The 25737-nt window shown below is 40.8% G+C and carries 23 protein-coding genes; 4 read left to right on the forward strand and 19 right to left on the reverse strand.

What is annotated here, in order from left to right:
- Positions 1 to 123 precede the first annotated feature (123 nt).
- Positions 124 to 822 carry a GntR family transcriptional regulator gene (locus tag I6H78_RS01380; RefSeq protein WP_000936178.1) on the reverse strand — a complete coding sequence of 233 codons (699 nt, stop codon included), beginning with the start codon at positions 820 to 822 and terminating at the stop codon, positions 124 to 126.
- 140 nt (positions 823 to 962) lie between these two features.
- Between I6H78_RS01380 and guaA the strand changes: the two genes are divergently transcribed.
- Positions 963 to 2525 carry a glutamine-hydrolyzing GMP synthase gene (gene guaA / locus I6H78_RS01385; RefSeq protein ID WP_198459702.1) on the forward strand — a complete coding sequence of 521 codons (1563 nt, stop codon included), beginning with the start codon at positions 963 to 965 and terminating at the stop codon, positions 2523 to 2525.
- Between the two features lie 81 nt (positions 2526 to 2606).
- Here the strand turns inward: guaA and ffh are convergent, their stop codons facing one another.
- From ffh to I6H78_RS01405, 5 genes are all read right to left on the reverse strand, one after another.
- A complete protein-coding gene (gene ffh / locus I6H78_RS01390; protein WP_198459703.1) occupies positions 2607 to 4178 on the reverse strand; it encodes a signal recognition particle protein in 1572 nt (523 codons plus the stop codon).
- Between the two features lie 19 nt (positions 4179 to 4197).
- Entirely contained in the window at positions 4198 to 4413 is a 216-nt protein-coding gene (locus I6H78_RS09445) for a hypothetical protein (RefSeq protein WP_042902340.1), read from the reverse strand.
- A gap of 2 nt (positions 4414 to 4415) precedes the next feature.
- Complete coding sequence (locus I6H78_RS01395) at positions 4416 to 4748, reverse strand: putative DNA-binding protein (RefSeq protein WP_000402066.1); 333 nt, start codon at positions 4746 to 4748, stop codon at positions 4416 to 4418.
- A 141-nt stretch (positions 4749 to 4889) separates the two neighbouring features.
- Positions 4890 to 6086, reverse strand: coding sequence for an elongation factor Tu (gene tuf, locus I6H78_RS01400; protein WP_198459704.1), 1197 nt, complete (start codon positions 6084 to 6086; stop codon positions 4890 to 4892).
- A gap of 236 nt (positions 6087 to 6322) precedes the next feature.
- On the reverse strand, positions 6323 to 7432 hold the full coding sequence (locus tag I6H78_RS01405) for an AI-2E family transporter (protein WP_000489830.1): 1110 nt from the start codon (positions 7430 to 7432) through the stop codon (positions 6323 to 6325).
- Between the two features lie 104 nt (positions 7433 to 7536).
- Here I6H78_RS01405 and pbp3 point away from each other — a divergent pair, with 104 nt between their 5' ends.
- Positions 7537 to 8778 carry a D-alanyl-D-alanine carboxypeptidase PBP3 gene (gene pbp3 / locus I6H78_RS01410; RefSeq protein WP_198459705.1) on the forward strand — a complete coding sequence of 414 codons (1242 nt, stop codon included), beginning with the start codon at positions 7537 to 7539 and terminating at the stop codon, positions 8776 to 8778.
- Positions 8779 to 8807: 29 nt separating this feature from the next.
- Here the strand turns inward: pbp3 and sdbB are convergent, their stop codons facing one another.
- The 9 genes from sdbB to I6H78_RS01455 form a co-directional block, all read right to left on the reverse strand.
- A complete protein-coding gene (gene sdbB / locus I6H78_RS01415) occupies positions 8808 to 9353 on the reverse strand; it encodes a thiol-disulfide oxidoreductase-associated lipoprotein SdbB (RefSeq protein ID WP_000755591.1) in 546 nt (181 codons plus the stop codon).
- A 19-nt stretch (positions 9354 to 9372) separates the two neighbouring features.
- Entirely contained in the window at positions 9373 to 10080 is a 708-nt protein-coding gene (gene ccdA2, locus I6H78_RS01420; protein WP_198459706.1) for a thiol-disulfide oxidoreductase-associated membrane protein CcdA2, read from the reverse strand.
- 127 nt (positions 10081 to 10207) lie between these two features.
- Positions 10208 to 11068, reverse strand: coding sequence for a methionyl aminopeptidase (locus I6H78_RS01425; protein ID WP_049485226.1), 861 nt, complete (start codon positions 11066 to 11068; stop codon positions 10208 to 10210).
- A gap of 15 nt (positions 11069 to 11083) precedes the next feature.
- Complete coding sequence (gene spxR / locus I6H78_RS01430) at positions 11084 to 12361, reverse strand: CBS-HotDog domain-containing transcription factor SpxR (protein WP_000033809.1); 1278 nt, start codon at positions 12359 to 12361, stop codon at positions 11084 to 11086.
- Positions 12354 to 12905 (reverse strand): GNAT family N-acetyltransferase, encoded by a 552-nt coding sequence (locus tag I6H78_RS01435; protein ID WP_125840246.1) that lies wholly within the window; start codon positions 12903 to 12905, stop codon positions 12354 to 12356. Before I6H78_RS01435 ends, spxR begins: the two co-directional genes overlap by 8 nt.
- A gap of 15 nt (positions 12906 to 12920) precedes the next feature.
- Positions 12921 to 14180 (reverse strand): UDP-N-acetylglucosamine 1-carboxyvinyltransferase, encoded by a 1260-nt coding sequence (locus I6H78_RS01440; protein ID WP_198459707.1) that lies wholly within the window; start codon positions 14178 to 14180, stop codon positions 12921 to 12923.
- Between the two features lie 160 nt (positions 14181 to 14340).
- A complete protein-coding gene (gene pyk / locus I6H78_RS01445; protein WP_125388704.1) occupies positions 14341 to 15846 on the reverse strand; it encodes a pyruvate kinase in 1506 nt (501 codons plus the stop codon).
- A gap of 66 nt (positions 15847 to 15912) precedes the next feature.
- Entirely contained in the window at positions 15913 to 16920 is a 1008-nt protein-coding gene (pfkA, locus tag I6H78_RS01450; protein WP_198459708.1) for a 6-phosphofructokinase, read from the reverse strand.
- A gap of 81 nt (positions 16921 to 17001) precedes the next feature.
- Positions 17002 to 20103, reverse strand: coding sequence for a DNA polymerase III subunit alpha (locus tag I6H78_RS01455; RefSeq protein ID WP_198459709.1), 3102 nt, complete (start codon positions 20101 to 20103; stop codon positions 17002 to 17004).
- A 415-nt stretch (positions 20104 to 20518) separates the two neighbouring features.
- On the opposite strand from I6H78_RS01455, the gene I6H78_RS01460 reads away from it, so the two are divergent.
- Both I6H78_RS01460 and I6H78_RS01465 read left to right on the forward strand, forming a co-directional pair.
- On the forward strand, positions 20519 to 22801 hold the full coding sequence (locus I6H78_RS01460; protein WP_198459710.1) for a Xaa-Pro dipeptidyl-peptidase: 2283 nt from the start codon (positions 20519 to 20521) through the stop codon (positions 22799 to 22801).
- Positions 22802 to 23319: 518 nt separating this feature from the next.
- Positions 23320 to 23790, forward strand: a complete 471-nt coding sequence (locus I6H78_RS01465; RefSeq protein WP_001043019.1) for an arginine repressor — start codon at positions 23320 to 23322, stop codon at positions 23788 to 23790.
- 35 nt (positions 23791 to 23825) lie between these two features.
- On the opposite strand, the gene I6H78_RS01470 is transcribed toward I6H78_RS01465, so the two are convergent.
- From I6H78_RS01470 to I6H78_RS01485, 4 genes are all read right to left on the reverse strand, one after another.
- Positions 23826 to 23990: a hypothetical protein gene (locus I6H78_RS01470; protein WP_198459711.1), complete on the reverse strand. Its 165-nt coding sequence runs from the start codon at positions 23988 to 23990 to the stop codon at positions 23826 to 23828.
- A gap of 9 nt (positions 23991 to 23999) precedes the next feature.
- On the reverse strand, positions 24000 to 25310 hold the full coding sequence (obgE, locus tag I6H78_RS01475; RefSeq protein ID WP_198459712.1) for a GTPase ObgE: 1311 nt from the start codon (positions 25308 to 25310) through the stop codon (positions 24000 to 24002).
- Between the two features lie 71 nt (positions 25311 to 25381).
- Complete coding sequence (locus I6H78_RS01480; RefSeq protein WP_000863851.1) at positions 25382 to 25516, reverse strand: DUF4044 domain-containing protein; 135 nt, start codon at positions 25514 to 25516, stop codon at positions 25382 to 25384.
- 29 nt (positions 25517 to 25545) lie between these two features.
- Positions 25546 to 25734, reverse strand: coding sequence for a PspC domain-containing protein (locus I6H78_RS01485; RefSeq protein ID WP_232619937.1), 189 nt, complete (start codon positions 25732 to 25734; stop codon positions 25546 to 25548).
- Positions 25735 to 25737: the final 3 nt, after the last annotated feature.

Consider the following 25737-nt stretch of genomic DNA (forward strand, 5'->3'; position numbering starts at 1 on the left):
GCAATATAAAAGTTTGACGTTTTTCCTTCTCATTTTATAGTAAATAAGCAATAAAATCAAGCCTAGACAGATTGTTTTGACAATTCTAATCTTTTAAGAAAACAAAAAACCAGCCTTTCTAGACTAGTTATTTTCAAGATAAAATTCAAATCGTTCGCCCACGTATTGACTCTTTACATACTCGAAAGCCGTCCCATCTTCAAGATAAGAGACCTGAGTCAAGGCTAAAATGGCATGCCCCTTTTCGACTTCTAGATAGTGAGCAATTTTTTCCTTAGCCAATCTCGCATAAATGGTCTGTTGGGATTTGCCAATCCGGTAGCCATGTTGCTGCAAGGTTTGAAAGAAGTGGCTGGTGATTTCTTCTTTTTTGAAATCCTTAATGAATTTCTCAGGAATGGATGCGACTTCATAGACTAGCGGAACTTGGTCAGCGTAACGCACCCGTTCCATGCGGATAATATTCTCTGTCGGAGTAATCCCTAGCTTTGCGACCTCTTGCTCATTTGGAATGGTTCTTCTGTAAGAAATGAGTTGGCTAGAAGGGACTTTCCCCTGAGATTTGACAATCTCCGTAAAACTAGTCGTTCCCCGCATTTTTTCTTGGACACGAGTGCTAGAGACAAAAGTCCCACTTCCTACACGACGTTCCAAAACTCCTTCCTCAACCAAGAGAGAGATAGCTTGGCGTAATGTCATCCGGCTAACCTGAAACTGTTCAGCTAAATCTCGCTCACTTGGAAGTCTCTCTCCGATTTTCCAATGATGCTCATCTATATCCTTTTTGATCTGATCGTGGATTTTCATATAAGCTGGCAACATGATTCTCACTTCTTTTCTTTATTTTCTCCATTGTACCGTATTTGCTAAGAAAAAGTCAAACTTTGCCTTGTTTAGTTGGTAATTCGCCCCTATTTGTGATAGAATATTGAAAAAGATATTTCTTTTGAGAAAGGAAAAAGATGAGCAACATTTCAACTGATTTGCAAGATGTCGAAAAAATCATCGTGCTGGACTATGGTAGCCAATACAACCAGCTGATTTCACGCCGTATTCGTGAAATTGGTGTTTTTTCAGAGCTAAAAAGTCATAAAATCTCAGCCGCAGAGGTTCGTGCGATTAACCCTGTAGGGATCATCCTCTCTGGTGGACCAAACTCTGTATACGAAGATGGTTCATTTGATATTGACTCAGAAATTTTTGAACTTGGCATTCCAATTTTGGGAATCTGCTATGGTATGCAACTTTTAACTCATAAACTTGGAGGAAAAGTTGTCCCTGCAGGTGATGCTGGTAACCGCGAGTATGGCCAATCACCACTTACCCATACCACTTCTGCCCTCTTTGAAGGAACTCCTGAAGAACAGATTGTTTTGATGAGCCATGGCGATGCTGTAACAGAAATTCCTGCTGATTTTGTTCGTACTGGAACTTCTGCTGACTGTCCTTATGCAGCTATTGAAAATCCAGACAAACATATCTACGGTATCCAATTCCACCCAGAGGTTCGCCATTCTGTCTATGGAAATGATATCCTTCGCAACTTTGCTCTTAATATCTGTAAGGCTAAAGGCGACTGGTCAATGGACAACTTTATCGATATGCAGATCAAGAAAATCCGTGAAACTGTAGGTGACAAGCGTGTTCTTCTCGGTCTATCAGGTGGTGTTGACTCTTCTGTTGTTGGAGTTCTTCTCCAAAAAGCGATCGGTGATCAATTAATCTGTATCTTTGTAGACCACGGTCTTCTCCGTAAAGGGGAAGCTGACCAAGTTATGGACATGCTTGGTGGTAAGTTTGGTTTGAATATCGTCAAAGCAGACGCTGCAAAACGCTTCCTTGACAAACTTGCAGGTGTTTCTGATCCTGAGCAAAAACGTAAAATTATCGGTAACGAATTTGTTTATGTCTTTGATGACGAAGCAAGCAAGCTAAAAGATGTAAAATTCCTTGCTCAAGGAACGCTTTACACTGACGTGATTGAGTCTGGTACAGATACTGCTCAAACCATCAAATCACACCACAATGTTGGTGGTCTTCCAGAAGACATGCAGTTTGAATTAATTGAACCATTGAACACTCTTTATAAAGACGAAGTCCGTGCCCTTGGTACAGAACTTGGTATGCCAGACCACATTGTATGGCGCCAACCATTCCCAGGACCAGGACTTGCTATCCGTGTCATGGGTGAAATCACTGAAGAAAAACTAGAAACTGTTCGTGAGTCTGATGCTATCCTTCGTGAAGAAATCGCTAAAGCTGGTCTTGACCGCGATATCTGGCAATACTTCACTGTCAACACAGGCGTTCGTTCAGTCGGTGTTATGGGTGATGGTCGTACTTATGACTACACCATCGCCATTCGTGCCATCACCTCTATCGATGGTATGACAGCTGACTTTGCCAAGATTCCTTGGGAAGTCCTTCAAAAGATTTCTGTACGGATCGTAAACGAAGTGGACCACGTTAACCGCATCGTCTACGATATTACAAGTAAACCACCAGCAACCGTTGAGTGGGAATAGACCACAATCAAACACAAAAGAACTCTGAATCGGATTCAGAGTTCTTTTTATTAATAAGGAAAGCACTTCTGCTTTCCTTTTTTATTTGCGTTTTTTCTTCGCTTTTTTCATTTTGTTGGCCATGCGTTTCATAGACTGTTTCATAGCAAATTCACCGATTTTACCTTTGAGTCCGCCACCAAACATCTGGCTCATATCTGGCATGCCTGCGCCTCCAAGAGCTGACATATCTGGCATGCCACCTTGTCCCATCATGCCTTCAAGGGCAGACATATCCATTCCTCCCATATTTGGCATATTTTTAGGAAGGTTATTCGGATTAATTCCCATTTGCTTCATCATCTTGTTCATATCCCCAGACATGACACCTTGCATGAGCTGTTTGGCCTGGTTAAAGTCCTTGATAAATTTATTGACTTCAACAAAGGTATTTCCAGAACCTGCAGCGATACGACGGCGACGACTTGGATTTAACAAATCAGGATTTTCACGCTCCTCAGGAGTCATCGAAGACACGATGGCACGTTTACGCGCAATCTGACGTTCATCCACCTTCATGTTTTGAAGTGCTGGATTGTTAGCCATACCTGGAATCATCTTGAGCAAGTCTTCCATTGGTCCCATATTTTGCACCTGATCCAATTGATCAATGAAATCATTGAAATCAAAGGTGTTTTCGCGCATCTTCTCAGCCATTTCAAGAGCTTTTTGCTCATCGTATTCTTGAGAGGCTTTCTCGATCAAGGTCAGCATATCCCCCATACCAAGGATACGGCTAGACATACGGTCTGGGTGGAAGGTTTCAATATCTGTAATCTTTTCACCCGTACCAGTGAACTTGATAGGTTTACCAGTGATGTGGCGAACAGACAAAGCCGCACCACCACGAGTGTCCCCATCAATCTTGGTAAGGATGACACCAGTTACTTCCAACTGAGCATTAAACTCACGGGCAACATTAGCCGCTTCCTGACCGATCATGGCATCAATGACAAGGAGGATTTCGTTTGGTTGAGCCAGTGCTTTAACATCACGAAGCTCATTCATGAGAAGTTCATCGATTTGTAAACGCCCTGCCGTATCAATCAAGACATAGTCGTTGTGATTGGCCTGTGCTTGCTCCAAACCTTGGCGAACAATCTCAACAGCTGGTACTTCTGTTCCAAGCGCAAAGACAGGAACATCAATTTGTTTTCCAAGTGTTTTCAACTGATCGATGGCTGCTGGACGATAGATATCCGCTGCAATCATCAAAGGACGTGCATTTTCTTCCTTCTTGAGTTTATTAGCCAGCTTACCTGCAAAGGTGGTTTTACCAGCCCCTTGCAAACCGACCATCATGATAATGGTTGGAATTTTTGGTGACTTGATAATTTCTGCCGTATCGGAACCTAAAACAGCTGTCAATTCCTCATCAACGATTTTGATAATCTGTTGGGCTGGATTGAGGGTATCAATGACCTCGTGTCCGACTGCACGTTCACGAACCTTCTTGATAAAGTCCTTTACAACAGGCAAAGCAACGTCGGCTTCTAGCAAGGCCAAACGAATCTCTTTGGTTGCTTCCTGGACATCAGCCTCAGAAATTTTTCCTTTTTTACGTAGATTTTTAAAGACGTTCTGTAAACGTTCTGTTAAACTTTCAAATGCCATTTTTTTCTCCTATGTTTCATTAATTCGGTGGAAAACGTCCAAAATCTTGTAAACAAACAAGTTCTTCTGGAGTGACTTCTTTCATTATCTCATTTGGATATCCCCAACAGCTAAATCCCTCTTGAAGAGCTCGAGAGATAGAATCAGACGAGAGGATTTGTAGCCTTGTTGGAAAAGGAGTCTCAGCAGCTAATAGTTTACAGGGTATACCTTTGTAGATGACTATACTCCCCATACTTACTCTCTATTATCAATGCTTGTTAAAATTTCTATCTGCTCCTGCAGAAAGTCATCCTTGGGATAACGCTCCAAGATCTGGTCAAAAATCTGACTTCGGACAATGTAGTCCGAATACATGTGCAGTTTCATCTCATAATCTTCTAGAATCTTTTCCGTACGCTTGATATTATCATAAACAGCCTGACGACTGACACCGAACTCCTCAGCAATCTCAGCAAGACTATAATCATCAGCATAATAGAGTTCAATATAGTTCATCTGCTTGTCTGTCAAAAGCGCCGCATAAAATTCAAAAAGGGCGTTCATACGATTGGTTTTTTCGATTTCCATAACCTTTATTATACCAAAAAAACGATTATACTGCTAGAGTAGAAGCACTTCAAATAGACTAAGAAGAAAAAAAGAACCTTGCAAGGCAAGATTCTTTTAGTGTCTGACTTAAATAATTGTTCTTCTGGGAACTTAATCGAATTAAGCTTCGATTTCTGTAACCATACCTGAACCAACAGTACGTCCACCCTCACGGATAGAGAATGTAGTACCTTGTTCTACGGCGATTGGGTGGATCAACTCAACGTCGATAGTCACGTTATCACCAGGCATTACCATTTCAGTACCTGCTGGAAGTTCGATTGAACCTGTAACGTCAGTAGTACGGAAGTAGAATTGTGGGCGGTAGTTGTTGAAGAATGGAGTGTGACGTCCACCTTCTTCTTTAGTAAGGATGTAGACTTCACCTTTAAATTTAGTGTGTGGGTTGATTGAACCTGGTTTAGCGATAACTTGTCCACGTTCGATTTCGTCACGTTGAATACCACGAAGAAGGACACCTACGTTATCTCCGGCAAGACCTTCATCAAGTTGTTTACGGAACATTTCAACACCAGTAACAACTGCTTTTTGAGTTTCTTCTTTGATACCAACGATTTCGATTTCGTCGTTGACACGAACAGTACCACGGTCGATACGTCCTGAAGCAACTGTACCACGTCCAGTGATTGAGAATACGTCTTCGACTGGAAGAAGCAATGGTTTTTCAGTGTCACGTTCTGGTTCTGGGATGTACTCATCAACAGTGTTCATCAATTCCATGATGATGTCTTCGTATTTAGAGTCACCTTCAAGGGCTTTAAGAGCTGAACCTTGGATAACTGGAAGATCGTCACCTGGGAAGTCGTATTCTGACAAGAGGTCACGGATTTCCATTTCAACCAATTCAAGCAATTCTTCGTCGTCTACCAAGTCAATTTTGTTCATGAAGACGATAAGGTGTTTAACACCAACCTGACGTGAAAGAAGGATGTGCTCACGAGTTTGTGGCATTGGTCCGTCAGTTGAAGCTACTACAAGGATAGCTCCGTCCATTTGAGCGGCACCAGTGATCATGTTTTTAACGTAGTCCGCGTGTCCTGGAGCGTCGATGTGAGCGTAGTGACGTTTTTCAGTTTCGTACTCAACGTGCGCAGTGTTGATAGTGATACCGCGTTCGCGTTCTTCTGGAGCAGCATCGATAGACGCATAGTCTTTTGGTTGGTTAACTGCTGAAGGCAAGCGACGTGCCAATACAGTTGTGATAGCTGCAGTCAAAGTAGTTTTACCGTGGTCAACGTGTCCGATAGTACCAATGTTAACGTGTGGTTTACTACGATCGTATTTTTCTTTTGCCATTTGAGTAAAAGCCTCCAATAAAATATATTTTATAGATAGACAGTAGGCAATACAGTCTAACTTTCCTTACTATTTTATCAAATTTCTGCTAAATTGCAAGTGTTTTACACATATTTTGTGAATTAATCTAAATCTTATCAAATCCTCTTCTTTTGCTTCTTTATGGCAATATGAAATCAAACTTCTCTTTGTTTGGAAGATAATATTTTCATCAAAAAAATCAGGTTTCCCTGATTTTAATTTGATTCTGTTTTTTCCAGTTCCTTAGCTTCTTTATGGTTTTCATACAATTTCGCTAGGAACTTAGTAATTTCTTTAAAAATAGAGTAAGTAGGTACTGCTACGACCATTCCTATAACACCGTAGATATTACTTGACAGTAAGAGGAGCACTAAGATCGTAATCGGGTGTACCTTCATAACTCCTCCAACGATACGTGGATAGAGAACATTTCCATCAATCTGCTGAATAATAAGCATATAAGCAACCGCAATCAACATGCGATGAGGATCCGTGAACACATTCGCAATCACCATTGGAATCAAGCCAATACTTGGACCAACATAAGGAATCAAATTTGCGATTCCAGAGAAAATAGCAAAAACAAGGGCATACTTTAATCCGATAACACTATAGCCAATATAGGCTAAACATCCAATAATAACCGCATCAATCGCAATTCCACTGATATAGCGCGCTATGGTTGTATTGAGATTGGTTAAAAGGCTAGAAAGATTCAATTTGTCATGTTTTAAGACGGTACGTTCCAACATTGGTAGCAATTTATGACCATCCAACAAGAAATAAATCAAGAATACAGGAGTCATAATGAGAATCAGCACCGTACTAAACAAGGCTGAAAGAACGCTTCCTAAACTGTTGCTGACGCTATTAAGGATATTCTGGAGGATATCCACATAGGAGAGATTCAGTTGTTGAATTGTTTGTTGAATATCAATATTTTGGAAGACGGGATTCATGGACAAATCGATGATCAAATCTTGTAGTCTACTATAGATGTTTTGACTAGAAATAATCAAGCTGGTCAACTGATTAATCAAAATCGGCAAGAGATAAACGACCCCTACAACGATAGCACCAATCAAGGCACAAAGAGTGACCAAGACACCAATTAGACGATTGATCTTACATCTCTTTTCTAAGAAAGTCACGACTGGATTTGTAATGTAGTAAAAAAATCCACCAAGTAAAAATGGAATCATAATGGTATTCACAACCGTCACGAAGGGAGTAATGATGGCTCCCATTTCTCTCCAAAGATAGAAAATCAATGTTAACAATAAAATTTCAGCTGTCCAAAAAAATAATTTGTTTCTACGGAACATAGGTATCCTCCTTCTCTCTATTTTACCATATTTCTGAAAAAGATAAGATGGCTTTAGTAAAAAAGCGAGAATATTTTTTTTCTTTATGATAAAATAAAGCTAATATGAAAAAAATAATTTTATCTTTTATGACACTGTTGGTTTTTGGAACAACTTCTACTGTTTCTGCTCAGGAGTTTGATGTTGCTGCTAAACATGCCATTGCCGTCGAGGCTACAACTGGAAAAATCCTCTATGAAAAAGATGCAAATCAGCCTGTAGAAATTGCTTCTATTACCAAACTGGTTACAGTTTATTTGGTCTATGAAGCCTTGGAACAAGGAACTATCAGCCTGTCTACACCTGTTGATATTTCGGACTATCCTTACAAACTTACAACTAATTCTGAGGCGAGTAACGTCCCTATGGAAGCTCGAAATTATACTGTTGAACAACTATTAGAGGCTACAATGGTATCCAGCGCGAACAGTGCTGCGATTGCGCTAGCAGAAAAGATTGCTGGTTCTGAGAAAGACTTTGTAGACAAGATGAGGGCTAAACTTCTTGAATGGGGAATTCAAGATGCAACTATTGTAAACACTACTGGTTTAAATAATGAGACCCTTGGCGATAATATCTATCCTGGTTCAAAGAAAGACGATGAAAACAAGTTGAGTGCCTACGATGTTGCAATCGTCGCTCGTAACCTCATCCGAGATTATCCTCAAGTTTTGGAAATCACCAAAAAGCCAACTTCTACCTTTGCAGGGCTTGAAATCCACTCAACCAACTATATGTTGGAGGGAATGCCTGCCTATCGTGGTGGTATCGATGGACTAAAGACAGGTACTACTGATAAAGCTGGCGCTTCATTCGTTGGAACAACTGTTGAGAAAGGGATGCGTATTATTACGGTTGTTTTGAATGCAGATCAACAAGATACCAACCCTTATGCGCGTTTTACTGCAACTTCTGCACTTTTAGATTATATTTCTGCAAACTTTGCCTTAAAAACTGTCGTTCAGAAAGGTGAAGCCTACAACGATAGTAAAGTAACAGTTCTGGATGGTAAAGAAGATAATGTGACAGCTGTCGCTAAGTCAGATATTTCCATCGTCCAACGCATCGGAAGCGGTACTACACCAGCCCTCCAATTCACACCGAAATCAACATCAGAAATGGCTCCATTGGAAGAAGGCAAGGTTGTTGGTACTCTGACCTATGATGATCAGGATTTGGTCGGCCAGGGCTATCTCACTTCCGACAAACCATCTTTTGAAATGGTTTCTGAAAAGAAAGTAGAAAAAGCCTTCTTTTTGAAGGTTTGGTGGAATCAATTTATCCGCTTTATCAATGAAAAACTATAAAAAAATCGCGAATAATCGCGATTTTTTCTTTATTTCATTTCTTTAAATGCTGCTTCTGCATCAGCGTTGCTAATAGCACCAAATTGGATTTTTCCGATTTTACCTTGACTGTCAATCAAGTATTCCGTTGGAATACTACGAATTTGGTAGGCTTGGAAGGTAGTTGCTTGCGTATCATATAGAACTGGAATATCCTTGTATCCTTGTTCTTGATACCATTTTGGAAAGTCTTGAACTGTTTTTTCACCTTGTAGACCTGGTGCAATGACACTCAATATTTCAAAGTCTCGATCTTGTTTGGCAGCTAATTCCATCAGCTCGGGCATGCTTTTTTTACATGGTCCGCACCAAGAGGCCCAGAATTTCAAATAGACCTTTTTCCCTTTATAGTCTGATAACTTCACTTCTTTACCATCCATAGACTGCAAGGTGAAGTCTGGCGCATCCTTACCAACTGCGATTTGTTGTACTGCAGGTTGTTTTGGACTGCTTGTCTGTTTGGTTTCTTTTTCACCACAGGCAATCAACAAGAATAGAGACATGAGGCTCAATCCAGCAAAAATAACTTTTTTCATTTTTTCTCCTTTTATCCAATTATCCAAGAATTCCTGACAAGGCATTTAATTGCCCTAGCATTAATAATAATCCCATCAAAACAATCAAAGCTCCCCCGATTTTTTTTAGTAGGATCATATGGGGTTTTAATTTACTAAAATAGGGCATAATCCAGCCCGAAGCCAAGGCCAAAACAATGAAAGGAAGGGCCATTCCCAATGTGTAAACTAAGGTTAGTAAGGCTCCTTGCCAAGCACCACTGCCACCTGAAGCTGCTAGGGCCAATACTGAACTTAAGACTGGTCCGATACAAGGGGTCCAACCAAAACTAAAGGTTATCCCAAGTAAAAAGGCTGACAGATAGTGATTAGACTTGGATTGTTTGAAGGTGACTGTCTTTTGAACCTCCAGTTTATTGAAATGCAAGATTTCCATCTGGTGAAGCCCTAAAAGAATAATGACTATGCCCATAGCATAACGAAACCAGTCTGCATAGAGCATGTGCCCTAGGAATCCAGCTCCAAATCCTAAAATAAAGAAAATGAGGGAGATTCCTGCAATAAAGCACAAGGTCCGAATTAAGCCTGACCATGCAACGTCTCTTCCAAAAAAGCGAAAGCTTTTCGAATTTCCCTGATCATCCAGTAAAATACCAGCATAGACAGGTAGCAAAGGAAAGATGCAGGGTGAAAAGAAGGACAGGATACCTGCAAAAAAAACAGATACTAGAAATATAATCGACTCCAACGAATTACCTACTTTCTCAAAATTCTAATCCTATTTTACTACAAAAGGATAAATTTGTAAGAAGTCTGCTACGCTTGTTTATTTTGACTAAATTTGACACAAAAAAAGGAGCTAAGCTCCCTTTTTTTTAATACGTTCCTTCTTCGCCTTGGCTAGTCAAGATAACTGGACCGTCTTTGGTAATCACGAACTGGTGTTCATATTGGCAAGACAGGCCGCCATCTATAGTCTTATGAGCCCAGCCAGTCTTCATATCTGTATCAATTTCCCAGTCTCCAGTATTGATCATGGGTTCAATGGTTAGTACCATTCCTTCACGGAGACGGAGTCCACGGCCTGCAATACCGTAGTTAGGAACCATTGGCTCTTCGTGCATAGTTGGACCAACACCATGACCAACCAAATCACGAACGACACCGTAACCGCGACTTTCAGCGTATTCTTGAATGGCTGCACCGATATCACCGATACGATTGCCAACAACTGCTTGCTCAATTCCTACATACATAGCTTCCTTGGTTACGTCCATAAGGTTTTTCACTTCTTCAGACGGTGTACCAACCGCATAAGCCCAACATGAGTCAGCTAAACCACCAGTATAACTTTGGGTGTATTTTTTCATTTGCTCAACATTGTTGAAGTTGAGTTTAGAGACATTGAGGTCGGATTTGGCAATCGGACCACCCAGTACCATGTCAACCTTGAGCAAATCGCCATCTTTCAAGATGTAATGACGTGGAAAAGCATGAGCTACTTCGTCGTTGAGAGAGCAACAAGTGGCATAGGGGTAATCCATGACAGCACCATCCACACCAATCTGTAAAGGAAGGAAATTCTCCTCTTTACAACGTCGACGAACGTACTCTTCAACTTCCCACATATCCACGCCTGGCTTAATCAAATCACGTAAGCCGATATGGATACTTGCTAGGAAATCACCAGCCTTGTCCATGGCTTCGATTTCACGTGCTGATTTTAAAGTTATCATTTTTTCTCCTAGATTCTAATTAATTTTAACCGTAACATTTGCTTTTGAAACAATCTGATGACCATGATAAATATCATAATCAATAATAGCTGAGCGTCTCGTGTGGTGAATAATACGAGCCTGAATCCGCAGAGTATCATCTATCTGTACAGCCTGCAAGAAATAAATCAACATCTGTTCAATGATGAGATTACGTCCGCTATTGACAACGAGGTCTTGGGTCATATGGTTGAGGATTTCAGCCAAGACTCCATTAGCAAGGACCCCATTTTTCTCCAACATGAAAGGCTCAACAGTAATGACGACTTCATCATGATGATAAGAGAGTTTTTGCCCAATTTGCTCGGAGAAAGTCGGCAAAGCAGAAACTTGGGAACGGCTCATCTTTTCCATTACATCTCGTCGTGTTACGACACCGAGTAGAGTTTGGTTACTTCTGACAACGGGAACCATCTCAAAGTCTTCTGCAATCATTCGTTGACTGACATTGGCAATATTGGTCGCTAATCCTGTTACGAAGATACTTCGTGTCATCACCTTGTCAATCGTTGTACTGGGAGACTTGTCTCCTGCGTCACGCATGGTAACAACCCCAACAACCACTTGGTGTTGGTTAATGACTGGGAAACGACTACTTCTGTTCTTACGGACCAAGTCTAGATAATCTTTGACCGTATCCGTTTCTCTCAAAAAACCATACTCATGACTGGGACGATAGAGCTTTTCGACTGTCAGAATATCGGTTTTGATTTGAACATTTGAGAGGGCTTTGTTAATCATGGTCGCTACTGTAAAAGTGTCATGTTTACTCCTCAGAACTGGAATCCCTTTTTTATTAGCCAACTCAAGAACATCGTCCTGGACATGAAAACCACCCGTAACGAGGACTGCATTTTCATTTTCCAGCGCTAAAAGTTGAATGCGAGTACGGTCACCTACGATCAAAAGACCACCATCATGGAGATAGGACAGGATATTTTGCTCTGTCATAGCCCCAATGGAGAATTTGCTAAACTCTCTCTCCAACCCTTCCTGACCAGCTAAAACTTCAGATGAGGTGACTTCAGCAATTTCAGCATAGGTTAGCCTCTCAATAGCCACTTTCTGGGACTTGACTCGAATGGTTCCACTACGTGGCCGAGTTTCAACGATGCCACGATTTTCAGCTTCTTTGATAGCTCGGTAGGCTGTTCCGTCACTAACACCTAGGTGATTGGAAATACTGCGTACACTAACTCTCTTCCCAATTGGCAACTCTTCCAGATAGGACAAAATTTCCTGGTGTTTACTCATTGAATTCTCCTTTTATGTATCGAAATTCAAGATAGTCCCTCATTTTTCGTGTATAGCGATCACTCCCCTTAAACTGTCGTACGAGGCTAAAGCCCGATTTTAAGGCTACTTTTTGACTAGCTTGATTCTCCAAATGAGTGATAATGGATAATTGTTTTAAACCAAATTCATCAAATGAAAGCTGGCATAGCTTGGTAACCACTTCTGTCATAAAACCTTGTGACCAAGAATCCTTTTTTAAGAAGTAACCAATTTCTGCTTCTTTTTTGATTTCATCGATTTTTTCAAATTTAATAGAGCCAATCATTTCCTGATTTCCTTGGAGACAAATAGCCCAAACCCCTAGAGGATTCTTCATAAAATAGTTAGCAAGGGCGTACTGACTTTCTTCCAAACTTGCTTGACTGGGAAAAATAAACTGTAAATTCTCAGGGTTTGAAGCAATCTCGAAAAACGCTTGACTGTCACTAAAAAAGAAAGGACGCAAATACAAGCGCTCCGTTTCAAAAAAAGAAAACATTGCTAATTTGGTCCAAATATTCATAATCACCTCAACGGCTTAGTCTTCAACGAGTGTAATATCCGCTCCAAGACTACGCAATTTTTCAATAATATCTGAGTAGCCACGAAGGATAAACTCAATATTCGTAATTTCAGTCTGGCCTTGAGCCATCAAGCCAGCGATGACAAGTGCAGCACCAGCTCGCAAGTCTGTAGCCTTTACACTTGCCCCGTGTAACTTACGACCACCGTTATAAATAATGTGATCATTTGTAGTCGTAATATCTGCATCCATTTTCGCTAACTCAAAAACATGATTGACACGTTTCTCATAAATCGTATCAATAATGGTTCCACGACCTTGCGCAGTCAGTAATAGCGGAGTTATAGGCTGTTGCAAATCGGTTGCGAACCCTGGATAGGGAGCTGTTTTGATATTGATGGCCTTCAAACCAGACTGTTCTTCAACGAAGATACTGTCTTCTGAGACCGTCATACGAACGCCCATTTCCTCGAGTTTGGCTATAAAGCCTTCAAGATGCTCATAAAGAACGTTGTTAATACGAATTCCTTTACCAACCGCAGCAGCAAGCGAAATATAAGTCCCAGCTTCAATACGGTCTGGAATGACTTGGTGACGAGTCCCATGAAGTGTCTCAACACCATCAATAATGATAATATCAGTCCCGGCACCACGAATGTGTGCCCCCATGTTGTTCAAAAGGGTAGCCACATCAATGATTTCTGGTTCACGGGCCGCATTTTCAATGACCGTACGTCCCTTTGCTTTGACCGCGGCAATCATAGTGTTAATCGTTGCACCAACGCTAACAGTGTCCATGTAAATACTTGCGCCATGAAGCCCCTTACCTTGGGCAGATAAATTCATATTATCTCCCTCGTAGCTGACCTTAGCACCCATGGCTTCAAAGGCTTTTAAGTGAAGATCAATCGGACGAGGTCCCAGATCACATCCACCAGGAAGTCCAACTGTAGCTTCACCAAAGCGACCTAAAAGACTTCCGTAGAAATAATAAGAAGCACGCAAGCTATTAATCTTGCCATAAGGCATCGGAATGTTTTGAACACCTCTTGGATCAATCTCCAAGACATCATCATAACGCTTAACAGTCGCCCCCATAATTTCCATGATTTCGACAAGACTAGCAACGTCTGAAATATCTGGAACACAATCTAAAGTGACAATATCATCTGATAAGATAATAGCTGGAATAAGCGCTACAACACTATTTTTAGCACCACTAATGGTGATCTCACCTTGCAATGGACGTCCACCATTGATGACAATTTTTCTCATGTTTTACTCTTTCAAAATTTACTAAAAAGGTCTTTTCGTTCTATTATATCATAATTTTCAGTTTTTTCCCATTCCTATTTACTAAATACCATCTCATTTTGATAAAAAAAGACCTATCACTCAAGCTTTTCAACCTGAAATGATAGGTTTTAATGTTAGATTAACGTACTGTACGGATACGCATTGTGTTTGTACGAACAGCTTCGCCAAGTGGCACACCTGCAACGATAACAATATCGTCACCAGATTCTACAAGGCCTGCTTCAACTGCTTTACGTTCAGCGATTTCGAACATATCATCTGTTGATGATGGAGCTTCAGTCAACATTGGGATAACACCCCAGTTCAACATCAATCCACGCTCTGTCAATTCGTCGAATGTCAATGCCAAGATATCAGCATTTGGACGGTATTTAGAAATCAAACGAGCTGTGTGACCAGTCTTAGTAAGGGTAACAACCAATTTGATATTCATTGAGTTAGTAGCGTCTTTAACAGCTGAAGCCATAACTTCTGTCTTAGAGTTTCGTTCGAAAGTATCTGAGTTCAAACGTCCGTATTCGTTAAGAAGAGTTTGTGCATTCTTGTCAATTGTAGCCATTGTTGTTACTGACTCAAGTGGGTATTTACCGTTTGCAGACTCACCTGAAAGCATTGTAGCGTCAGTTCCGTCGATAACAGCGTTAAATACGTCTGATACTTCTGAACGTGTTGCACGTGGTTTTTCAGTCATTGTTTCAAGCATGTTTGTTGCTGTGATAACAACTTTACCTGCTGCGTTCACTTTAGTGATGATCATTTTTTGGTAAACTGGAACCATTTCGAATGGTACTTCGATACCCATGTCACCACGAGCGATCATGATACCGTCAGCAGCTTCAATGATTTCATCCAAGTTATCGATACCTTGTTGGTTTTCGATTTTCGCAAACAATTGAACGTGACCGTTACCAGTTTCTTCACAGATTGCACGAACTTCGTTAACGTCTTTCGCAGTACGTACAAATGAAATTGCGATGAAGTTGATACCTTGTTCCAAACCGAAACGGATATCATCGTTATCGCGTTCAGCAAGAGCTGGGAAAGGAATTTTAGTGTTAGGGATGTTTACACCTTTTTGCTTAGCAATGATACCGTCATTCTCAACTTCAACTTCAAATTCACGAGTTGCATCGTCTTTTGCAACAACGCGAAGACCAAGTTTACCATCGTCAACCAATACTTGACGACCAACTTCAACATCGTCGTAGATATCAAGAGCACCAGCAACGTTCAAAGCAATCACTTCACGAGTTGATTTGATTCCTTGTTTAGTTGCAACACGGATTTTTTCACCAGTTTTGTAAGAGTACTCTTTTGCGTCACCTTCAAACAATTCTGTACGGATTTCAGGTCCTTTAGTATCAAGAAGGAAACCAACTTTTTTACCTGCAAGTTTTTCAGCAAGTTTAACAGTTGCCATACGCTCACCTTGTTCTTGGTGGTCACCGTGTGAGAAGTTGAAACGGAAAGTGTTTGCTCCTGCTTCAATCAGTTTAGCAATGTTTTTAGCTGAAGCTTCAACGTCAAGTTTTTCACCCCAGTATCCGTCTTCACCGAATTTTTTACCACCACGGATTTCAACCGCAGGACCCAAAGTTGCAACGATTTTTACACGTTTGTTCATGATTTTTGTGACTCCTTTATATAATTCGACCTTTTATGGTCATGTTACCAAATTAATGAAAGTTGATTAGGACAAGCTCTTGTTCAAATCAGAAAGTTCAAGATCAGCTTTATGAGGGTTGTTAACAACGATCTTACCATCAGCTGTTAAGCTAAACAAAGCTCCTTCTTCTGCTGTTCCAAGAATTGGATTCTCAACCATTTTCTCGTTACGGATACCAACAGCGACACCACCGATTCCTTGTTTAAGGAGTTTAACAGCGTGTGCACCCATGCGTGATGCTAATACACGGTCACGAGCAGTTGGTGATCCACCACGTTGGATGTGTCCAAGTTCAGTTACACGAAGGTCACTTGTATCCCCAGCTTCTTTTAGTTTTTGACCAAATTCAGCTGCCGACATAACACCTTCTGCCAAAACGATAATGTTGTGTTTTTTACCGTGCTCATAACCAGCTTTGATGCTTGCTACGATTTCTTCCATTTTGAAGCCTTCTTCAGGGATGATGATTTCGTCAGCACCAGTTGCGATACCCGCCCAAAGAGCGATATCACCAGCATTACGTCCCATTACTTCAACAACGAAAGTACGACGGTGACTTGATGATGTATCACGAATCTTATCGATCGCATCCATTGCAGTAGTAACTGCAGTATCAAATCCAATTGTGAAATCAGTACCTACGATATCGTTATCAATAGTTCCTGGAAGTCCGATAGCAGGGAATCCATGCTCAGTCAAGCGCATAGCTCCGTGATAAGAACCGTCTCCACCGATAACTACGACTCCTTCGATACCGTGTTTTTTCAATTGCTCAATCCCTTTAAGTTGGCCTTCAAGTTGTGCAAACTCAGGGTAACGAGCAGAGTGAAGGAAAGTACCACCACGTGAAATGATGTCTCCTACTGAAGCAGCATCAAGTGGATAAATTTCACCGGCAACCATACCTGCATATCCATCGTAGATACCAAAAACTTCCATTCCTTCTGAGATTGCTTGGCGAACTACTGCACGGATGGCAGCATTCATACCAGGGGCGTCTCCACCACTGGTCAAAACAGCAATACGTTTCATTTGGTTTATGCTCCTTTTTCTTTTAACATTCTTACTGATTATACCACATTTAATTGGAAAATTCTTCTATTTTCCGTATTTTTAGCGATAAATCGTTTTCATAGCAATTCCCTCTAATTTTTCCTCTAGAGCAGAATCTTTTTTTACAAAATATTGAGTAGAAACAACCGTTTTTTGTTCCTCTTCATACCTGATAATGACAGGGATTGGGCCTTTGTATTGTTCTAGAATATTTGAAATCTCTTTATCATTTTCATGATTTTTAACTTGAATCCAGAATCGTTCCGCTACTGCTTCTTTCAAATCTTGTGCAATCATTTGCAGACGACCATCTCGAGATTGAACTTTACCATTGATGTAGTAAAATTTCCCTTCGGATAAAATGGAAGCAAATTTTCTATATTGGTCTGAAAATACAGTTACATCCATCCGAGACTTACTATCATGAACCTGTAGAAAGGCCATACTCTCTCCTTTCTTGGTTCGAATCACTTTAATCTTTTGAACTTCAACTAGAAGTGTTGCTTGACTCCCCTCAGTGAGAGTAGCAATGGGTGCCGTTGGATAAAGGGCTTGTTTGGCAAGTGTTTGCAAAGGATGAGCACTGATACCAACCCCGATTAGTTCCTGCTCCTTGTAAAATTTCTCCGCCTCAGTAAAATCATCAGCTTCGGTCCAACTATAATTTGTATCCGCAAAGAGACCTCCCAACTCCTCAACAAAGACAAATAAGTTTGGTAGGTTCACTAAGATTTTCTGACGGTTCTTGTCAAATTCATCAAAAAGCCCTAGTTCAACCAAAGGAGTCAAAAGCGACAGTTTCTTGTAATTCTTGGGAAGACGTGTGACAAAATCTTCAATGCTTAAGAAGGGACGATTTTCAATAATCCAGTAAGACAAATCTCTTGGCATGCCCTTAATGGCTTTTAGACCAAGATAAATTTTCTTCTGAGCAATTTTATCATGATAGGGAATGCTGTTGATTGCTAAAGGAGCTACTTCAAAGCCCATCTGCAATGCATCTACAATGTAATCGCTACTAGAATAATTCAACATAACTTGAAAGAAAATAGCAGGATAATGTGCCTTGAAATAAGCTAGCTGGAAAGCCAGAGCTGAGTAGGCATAGGCGTGGGATCTGTTAAATCCATAGCCTGCAAACTTTTCCATCACTTCAAAAACTTGGTTGGCCTTTTCTTCTGAATGTCCAAGTTTTACTGCACCAGAGATAAAATCTTCCTTCATCAAATGCATCTCTTTAGCGTTTTTCTTACCCATGGCACGTCTGAGGATGTCAGCTTTACCAAGACTGAATCCTCCAAAGCGCTGAGCTACCTGCATGACTTGCTCTTGGTAGAGCACAATGCCATAGGTTGATGACAGAATGTCCTCCAAGGCAGGATCTAGTACCGTCACCTTTTCTTTACCATGCTTCCGAGCCACAAAGTTATCAATATAATCGCTAGCCCCTGGTCTATTGAGGGATGTCGTTGCTACCACTTCTTCAAAGACTTGCGGCTGAACTCGTTTTAAGAGTCGAATGGCGCCAGGTTGTTCAAATTGGAAAATCCCTTTCGTATTTCCAGATGCAAAGAGGGCCAAGGTTTCTTTATCTTCTAGATCAATCTCTTCGATTTTCAAATGAATACCTTCTGACTCGGCTAGTAATTCCTGCATTTTTTGGACAAAAGTTAGGTTACGCAGACCTAAGAAATCCATTTTTAGAAGCCCATTAGCTTCAACACCATGAGCATCATACTGGGTGATCAGCATATCCTCACCGTATTTGAGCGGGATATAGTCTGTCAGATCTTGGTCACTCATAACAACCCCAGCTGCATGGATAGAGGTCTGACGAGGATACCCTTCAATCTTTCGAGCAATCTCAAAAGCTTTTTGATATTCCATTTTGCTATTGATGACCTGCCTAAACTGTAAATTCTTTTCATAGGCCGTCGTTAGCGTATCTCGGAAACTGATTTTTTTCGTAATATTTGTTAATTCGTACTCTGGAACACCATAGCGTTTGAAAACATCACGAATTGCTTGTTTGGCTCCAAAGGTCGAATAAGTGACAATCTGCGCCACATGTTGACTACCATACCGATCACGAACATAGCGAATGAACTCTGGTCTATAGAGGTCAGGAATGTCGATATCGATATCAGGCATGGTGTAGCGCTCACGATTTAAAAAGCGCTCGAAAATCAAGTTCTTTTCAACCGGGTCAATTCCTGTAATATCCAGTGAGTAAGCTACTAGACTACCAACCGCAGAACCGCGCCCCATTCCCATATAGTAGCCTTGGGAACGTCCAAAACGCAACAAATCCCAAACGACTAGGAAATAGTCATCAAAGCCCATATCATGAATCACAGCTAATTCTTCATTCAAACGCTCGCGATAGATAGCTGAGGTTATCCCCTTGTCAATCAAGCCTTGCTCGGCCCTCTCTCTAAGTTCTTCTACCGCTGGTCTTTCAGCATTAAAACGAGGGAGTTTTAAACTTGGATCAAGTTGGTAGCTAACATTCTCTATCAAGCCTTGGAGATTGGCAAGCGCCTGAGGGAAGCGATTTTTAAACCGTGCTTCCAAGTCTGAGGCAGGTAGAAAGATTCCTTGTTGTGAATGCAGATCCACTTCTCTCAGACTGACATTATCCTTGACTGCTGACAAGATTTGTAAAACTTGAATATCTTCTTTTTCAAAAGAATTGACTTGATAGAGTGGAAAAATGGGTCTAGTAAAGGCTTCTTGAGGAGTATCTGGACTGACACCGATAAAATAATCAACCCCCAAATCCAACTGTTCGACCCCATTAAAATAGGGAACAATAATGGCCACATCTTCGAGGTGGGAGGTGAAGTCAGACCAATTTTTCCGTCCAGTCATTTTTAAAGTGGATAACTTCATCAACTCTTGATAACCTTTAGTTGATAGGGCTAGAAAACGTAGAGAAAGATTCTCCTCATCTTTGACCAAGGTCATTTCTAAACCAATTAAAGGTTGAATGCCATGCTTACGAGTTGCTTCTAGAAAATGATAGGCTCCATAAAGATTATCCACATCCATGATAGCAAGGTGAGAATAGCCATAATCTTTAGCTGTATGTACATATTTTTCAACCGAAACCACACTTTCCATAAAACTATAAACAGTCTTGGTGTCGAGCTGTGCAATCATTTCTTCTCCTCCTTGCTTTCTTTTTACTACTATTATACCATTTTAAGTTGGATATTGAAGCAACTCGGACGCTTTCTTTTCAATATCATCAGTTACAAACTTCTTCTCTTCTTACTGTTAAATTCTTCATTTCCCCGAGGAAAGAAATGAAAAATTAATATTATATAATAGTTTTAAATGTAAATTTAGATATATTTATACTAAACGAAGTATAATAAAGATAGGAGTTATATGCAGTTTTACATATAAAAAACTCTAGAAAAAGGCTTACTTCTATGGAATTTATTCAGTATTTTATAATAACTTACCAAATTGATATGCTGGTTTAAGAAATTTATTTCATTTAAGTTTATTTATTCCATTTTTCCCTCTTTTTTGATATAATAAATTTAGTTTGTTTTCAAAGGAGAGAAACATGCGTTTTAATCAATTCAGCTATCAACCAACCACTAGTTCTCAACGATTTGAGGAATTAGAAAATCTTGGTCTAAAGCTGTCACCCCAACTGTCCTTAAAAAGACAGTTTGAAAACTTCATTCGTTGGAGTTTTTTCACTTATTCTAACACGAATTATGCCTTGTCCACATTGGCCGTGGATAAAGAAACAGATTTAGTAACCTTTTTCCAGTCAGACCGTGAGTTAACTGAGGAGATTTTCTACACAGTAGCTTTTCAACTTTTAGGATTTAGCTATCTTATTGACTTTGAGGATGCCGAACAGTTCCGTAAAGAAACTGGTTTTCCTATTGTTTATGGAGATCTCATTGAAAATCTTTATCAGTTACTCAATACGCGAACGAAAAAAGGAAATACGCTCATCGATCAGCTTGTTAGTGATGGACTCATTTCAGAAGATAATCACTACCACTACTTTAACGGTAAGAGCTTGGCAACCTTCTCTACTCATGATGTCATCCGTGAAGTCGTCTATGTCGAGAGCCGTGTGGATACTGATAAAGATGGGCTGCCTGATTTAGTCAAAGTCAGCGTTATTCGCCCACGTTACGATGGTCAAGTACCTACTCTTATGACTGCCAGTCCTTATCACCAAGGGACCAACGACAAAGCCAGTGACAAAGCTCTCTACAAAATGGAGGGAGAGCTTGAGGTCAAACCGCCCCACACCATTGAACTTGAGGAACCTAAGCTAAATTTAGTCGAACCTCATGGTCAAGCAGAAGTCGTCTCAGAAGCTGAAGAAAAGCTATCTCATATCAATAGCTCATACACTCTCAACGACTACTTCCTCCCACGTGGATTTGCCAATCTATATGTTTCGGGTCTTGGAACCAAAGATTCTCAAGGTCTCATGACCAATGGGGACTACCAGCAGATTGAGGCCTATAAAAATGTCATTGATTGGCTCAATGGCCGTTGCCGTGCTTTCACGGACCACACGCGCAATCGTCAAGTCAAGGCTGACTGGTCAAACGGGAAAGTCGCAACAACAGGAATTTCCTATCTCGGCACCATGTCTAATGGTCTCGCCACCACTGGTGTTGATGGCTTGGAAGTGATCATCGCAGAAGCAGGTATTTCCTCTTGGTACAACTACTATCGGGAAAATGGTCTAGTGACCAGCCCAGGTGGTTATCCGGGTGAGGATTTTGACTCACTTGCTGAATTGACCTACTCCCGCAACCTCCAAGCTGGTGACTATATTCGTGGCAATGAAGCTCATCAAGTAGACATAGAAATGGTTAAAGAGAAACTCGATCGCAAAACTGGTGACTACAATCAGTTTTGGCATGACCGCAACTATCTGCTCAATGCTCATAAGGTTCAAGCTGAGGTTGTCTTTACGCATGGTTCCCAGGATTGGAACGTCAAACCTCTTCATGTTTACCAGATGTTTCATGCCCTTCCTAGCCATATAAATAAGCACCTCTTTTTTCATCATGGTGCTCATGTTTATATGAACAACTGGCAGTCGATTGACTTCCGAGAGTCCATGAATGCCTTGTTAAGTAAGAAATTGTTAGGACTTGACTCAGGCTATCAACTTCCGACTGTTATCTGGCAGGACAATACCGAATCGCAAACATGGCAGAGTCTTGATGACTTTGGCAAGCAAGATGAACTGCATACCTTCTCTCTTGGTAATGATGAAAAAGTGATTCAAAACCAGTATGATCAAAAAGATTTTGATCGTTATGGAAAAACTTACCAGACCTTCAACACCGAACTTTACCAAGGAAAAGCTAATCAGATCACCATTGACCTTCCAGTAAGTCAAGACATTCACTTAAATGGGCGAGTGGAGCTGAAGCTTCGTGTCAAATCAAGTACGAACAAGGGCTTATTATCAGCCCAACTGTTAGAACTTGGACAAAAGAAATATCTACAGCCTTATCCAGCTGTTTTAAGTGCTAGAACCATTGATAATGGTCGTTACCACATGTTAGAAAATCTCTGTGAACTGCCATTCAACCCAAGTGCCCAACGTGTCATCACCAAAGGCTACCTTAATCTTCAAAATCGAACCAATCTCTTGACGATTGAAGAAATCCAACCAAATGAATGGGTGGACTTCAAGCTAGAGCTTCAACCAACTATCTACAAACTTAAAGAAGGAGATACTCTCCGTTTGGTTCTCTACACAACAGACTTTGAGATTACAATTCGAGATAATACAGACTATCAGTTGACTATTGATTTAGCACAGTCTAGTCTTATCCTACCTTGTCAAAAGGTATAATCTACCAGACTTTCAATATGGAAGGATTCAAAGGAAAAGTCAATGAATTTGACCATTGAACTTCCTATAACCAAAGTTTTCCACTTGAACAGTCGAATCAAACATAAACTTTGTATCAAATTCAGTTCATCTAAAAGCATTTTAGAACCCCTAGATAGAACTTGGACAAAAGATACTCCCTCTAACCAACATGTGTAACCATTTATCATACACGCTACCAGACCACATGTTGGAAATCTCTGTGAATTACATTTAGAGTAAATTCACAAAACGCCGTGACAAAAAGCTACCCAAATTGAATGATTCACTGTCATTAAAGAACATCAATGTAGATGAACGGATTGCTACCCAGTTTATCTGCACGCAACTAGTGACAAGTTAAAAGAAGGAGAATCTCTCCATCTAGTTCTTTATCTTACTAACTTTGAAATCATCATACGTGACAATACCGCCTACCACCCGACTGACGTTATCGTTCAGTCCACGCTACTGTACCTTGTAAAAGGAGTACTTACTTTATGAACAAATCCGAACACAGACACCAACTTATCCGCGCCCTCGTTTCAAAAAACAAAATCCATACACAAGCTGAATTACAAGCCTTATTAGCGGAAAATGATATCCAAGTTACTCAGGCTACCTTATCACGCGATATCAAAACCATGAACCTTTCAAAAGTGCGCGAAGAGGATAATTCTTATTATGTGCTAAATACAGGCTCTATCTCCAAGTGGGAAAAACGTCTTGAAAACTATATGGAAGACGCTCTTGTTATGCTGCGTCCTGTGCAACACCAGGTTATTTTGAAAACTTTACCCGGTTTAGCCCAATCATTTGGATCTGTAATTGATTCCTTGGCCTTTCCTGATGTCGTTGCAACCCTTTGTGGAGACGATGTCTGCATGATTATCTGTGAAGATGCTGCAAAAGCGCAGGCTTGTTTTGAGAGTCTTAAAAAATATGCGCCGCCATTTTTCTTTAGTGAATAAAACAAATCCCGTGATTAAAAGATCACGGGAATTTTTTATTTCTTTGACTGTGTTTCTTCTTTCTTTGTACGTGCCAATCGAAGATCACGTTTTGGATTGAGACGATTAAACAATTCTTCTAGTTTCTTTTCATTCCACACATCTGCTGCAGAAACAAAATTTCCATCTGCATCTCGGAATGATATCGGTTTATCTCCCATATCAATCTCCTAATCTACAAATTCAAATTCAAATTTACCGATGCGAACCAAGTCGCCATCTTTAGCTCCGCGCGCACGAAGTGCTTCGTCAACCCCCATACCACGAAGCTGACGGGCAAACTTCATGACCGATTCGTCACGGTCAAAGTTGGTCATGTTAAAGAGTTTCATGAGTTTTTCACCAGAAAGTACCCATGTCGCATCATCATCACGACTAATCTCAAAGGCTTTTTCTTCCTCGTCAAAGCCATAGTACGCCTCTTCTTCCATATCGGATTCATCATAAATCGGGAATTCTGGAGTCTTGTCTAACAACTCGGCTGTCGCGTCCAAAAGTGTAGCCAACCCTTGCTTGGTCAATCCAGAAATAGGGAAGATAGCTGGAAGTTCCTCAAACTCGTCGTAGTTTGCTGCCAACTTTTCCTTGAAAGTTTTCAGATTTTCCTGACTTTCAGGCATATCCATCTTATTGGCTACGATGATCTGCGGACGTTCCATGAGACGAAGGTTGTAGGATTCTAATTCCTTATTGATAGCAAGGTAATCCTCATAAGGATCACGTCCTTCGCTAGCTGACATATCGATGACATGGAGGATAACTCGAGTACGTTCGATATGACGAAGAAACTGGGTTCCAAGACCAACCCCTTGACTAGCCCCTTCAATCAAACCTGGAAGGTCAGCTACTGCAAAAGATTCACCTGACTGCGTACGGACCATCCCTAGATTAGGCACAATGGTCGTAAAGTGGTAAGCACCGATTTTTGGCTTAGCTGAAGTGATGACACTAAGCAAAGTTGACTTGCCGACAGATGGGAAACCGACTAGACCAACATCTGCTAAGATTTTCAATTCCAGTTGCAACTCACGTTCTTGCCCTGGTTCTCCATTCTCAGAGATTTCAGGTGCAGGATTTTTGGGAGTGGCAAAACGGATATTCCCACGACCACCTCGACCGCCATGAGCCACGATAAATTCTTGACCATGTTCAATCAAGTCTGTAATGACTTTACCTGTTTCCGCATCACGTACAGTGGTCCCCTGTGGCACGCGAACACGAAGATCTTCCGCACCACGACCGTGCATTCCTTTGGTCATTCCTTTTTCACCGGAATCAGCCTTGAAATGACGGTTATAGCGGAAATCCATCAAGGTACGCAAGCCTTCGTCTACAACGAAAACAATGTTACCGCCACGTCCACCATCACCACCCCAAGGACCGCCATTAGGGACATATTTTTCACGGCGAAAGGCAACCATGCCATCGCCACCATTACCAGCCTTGACCTTAATCTTAGCTGTATCTAAAAACATACTCATATTTTCTTCTCACTTTAAAAAGGCTGGGGAGAACCCAGTCATTAGTTATTGTTTCTATCCTCGTAGCTTGCTTAGAATCTGCTAAAAGCTCCAAGCGCAGTTGCAAAGATACCAGCAAGGGTTACAAACAACATGATGAGCACGACAACAAGCGTCACCTTTTCAAACAAAGTTTTTTTACGTTTTCCGTTATCTCCAAAAGCCATAACTTCTCCTTTTTCTATATAATTCTAATTTAATATTCTGTCGAAACTGGTGCAACCACCCATAAAATGATGTAAGCAAGGATTCCTGCTCCATAACAAAATGCAAGAACACCCCAAACAACACGAACAATTGTTGGGTCAATATCAAAATAATGGGCAACTCCTGCACATACTCCACCAATTTTTTGATCTTTCCCGCTTCTCATTAATTTTTTCATTTT

Origin of the sequence: Streptococcus oralis (assembly GCF_016127915.1) — a bacterium.
In the GTDB taxonomy this organism is placed as follows: Bacteria; Bacillota; Bacilli; order Lactobacillales; family Streptococcaceae; genus Streptococcus; species Streptococcus oralis_BO.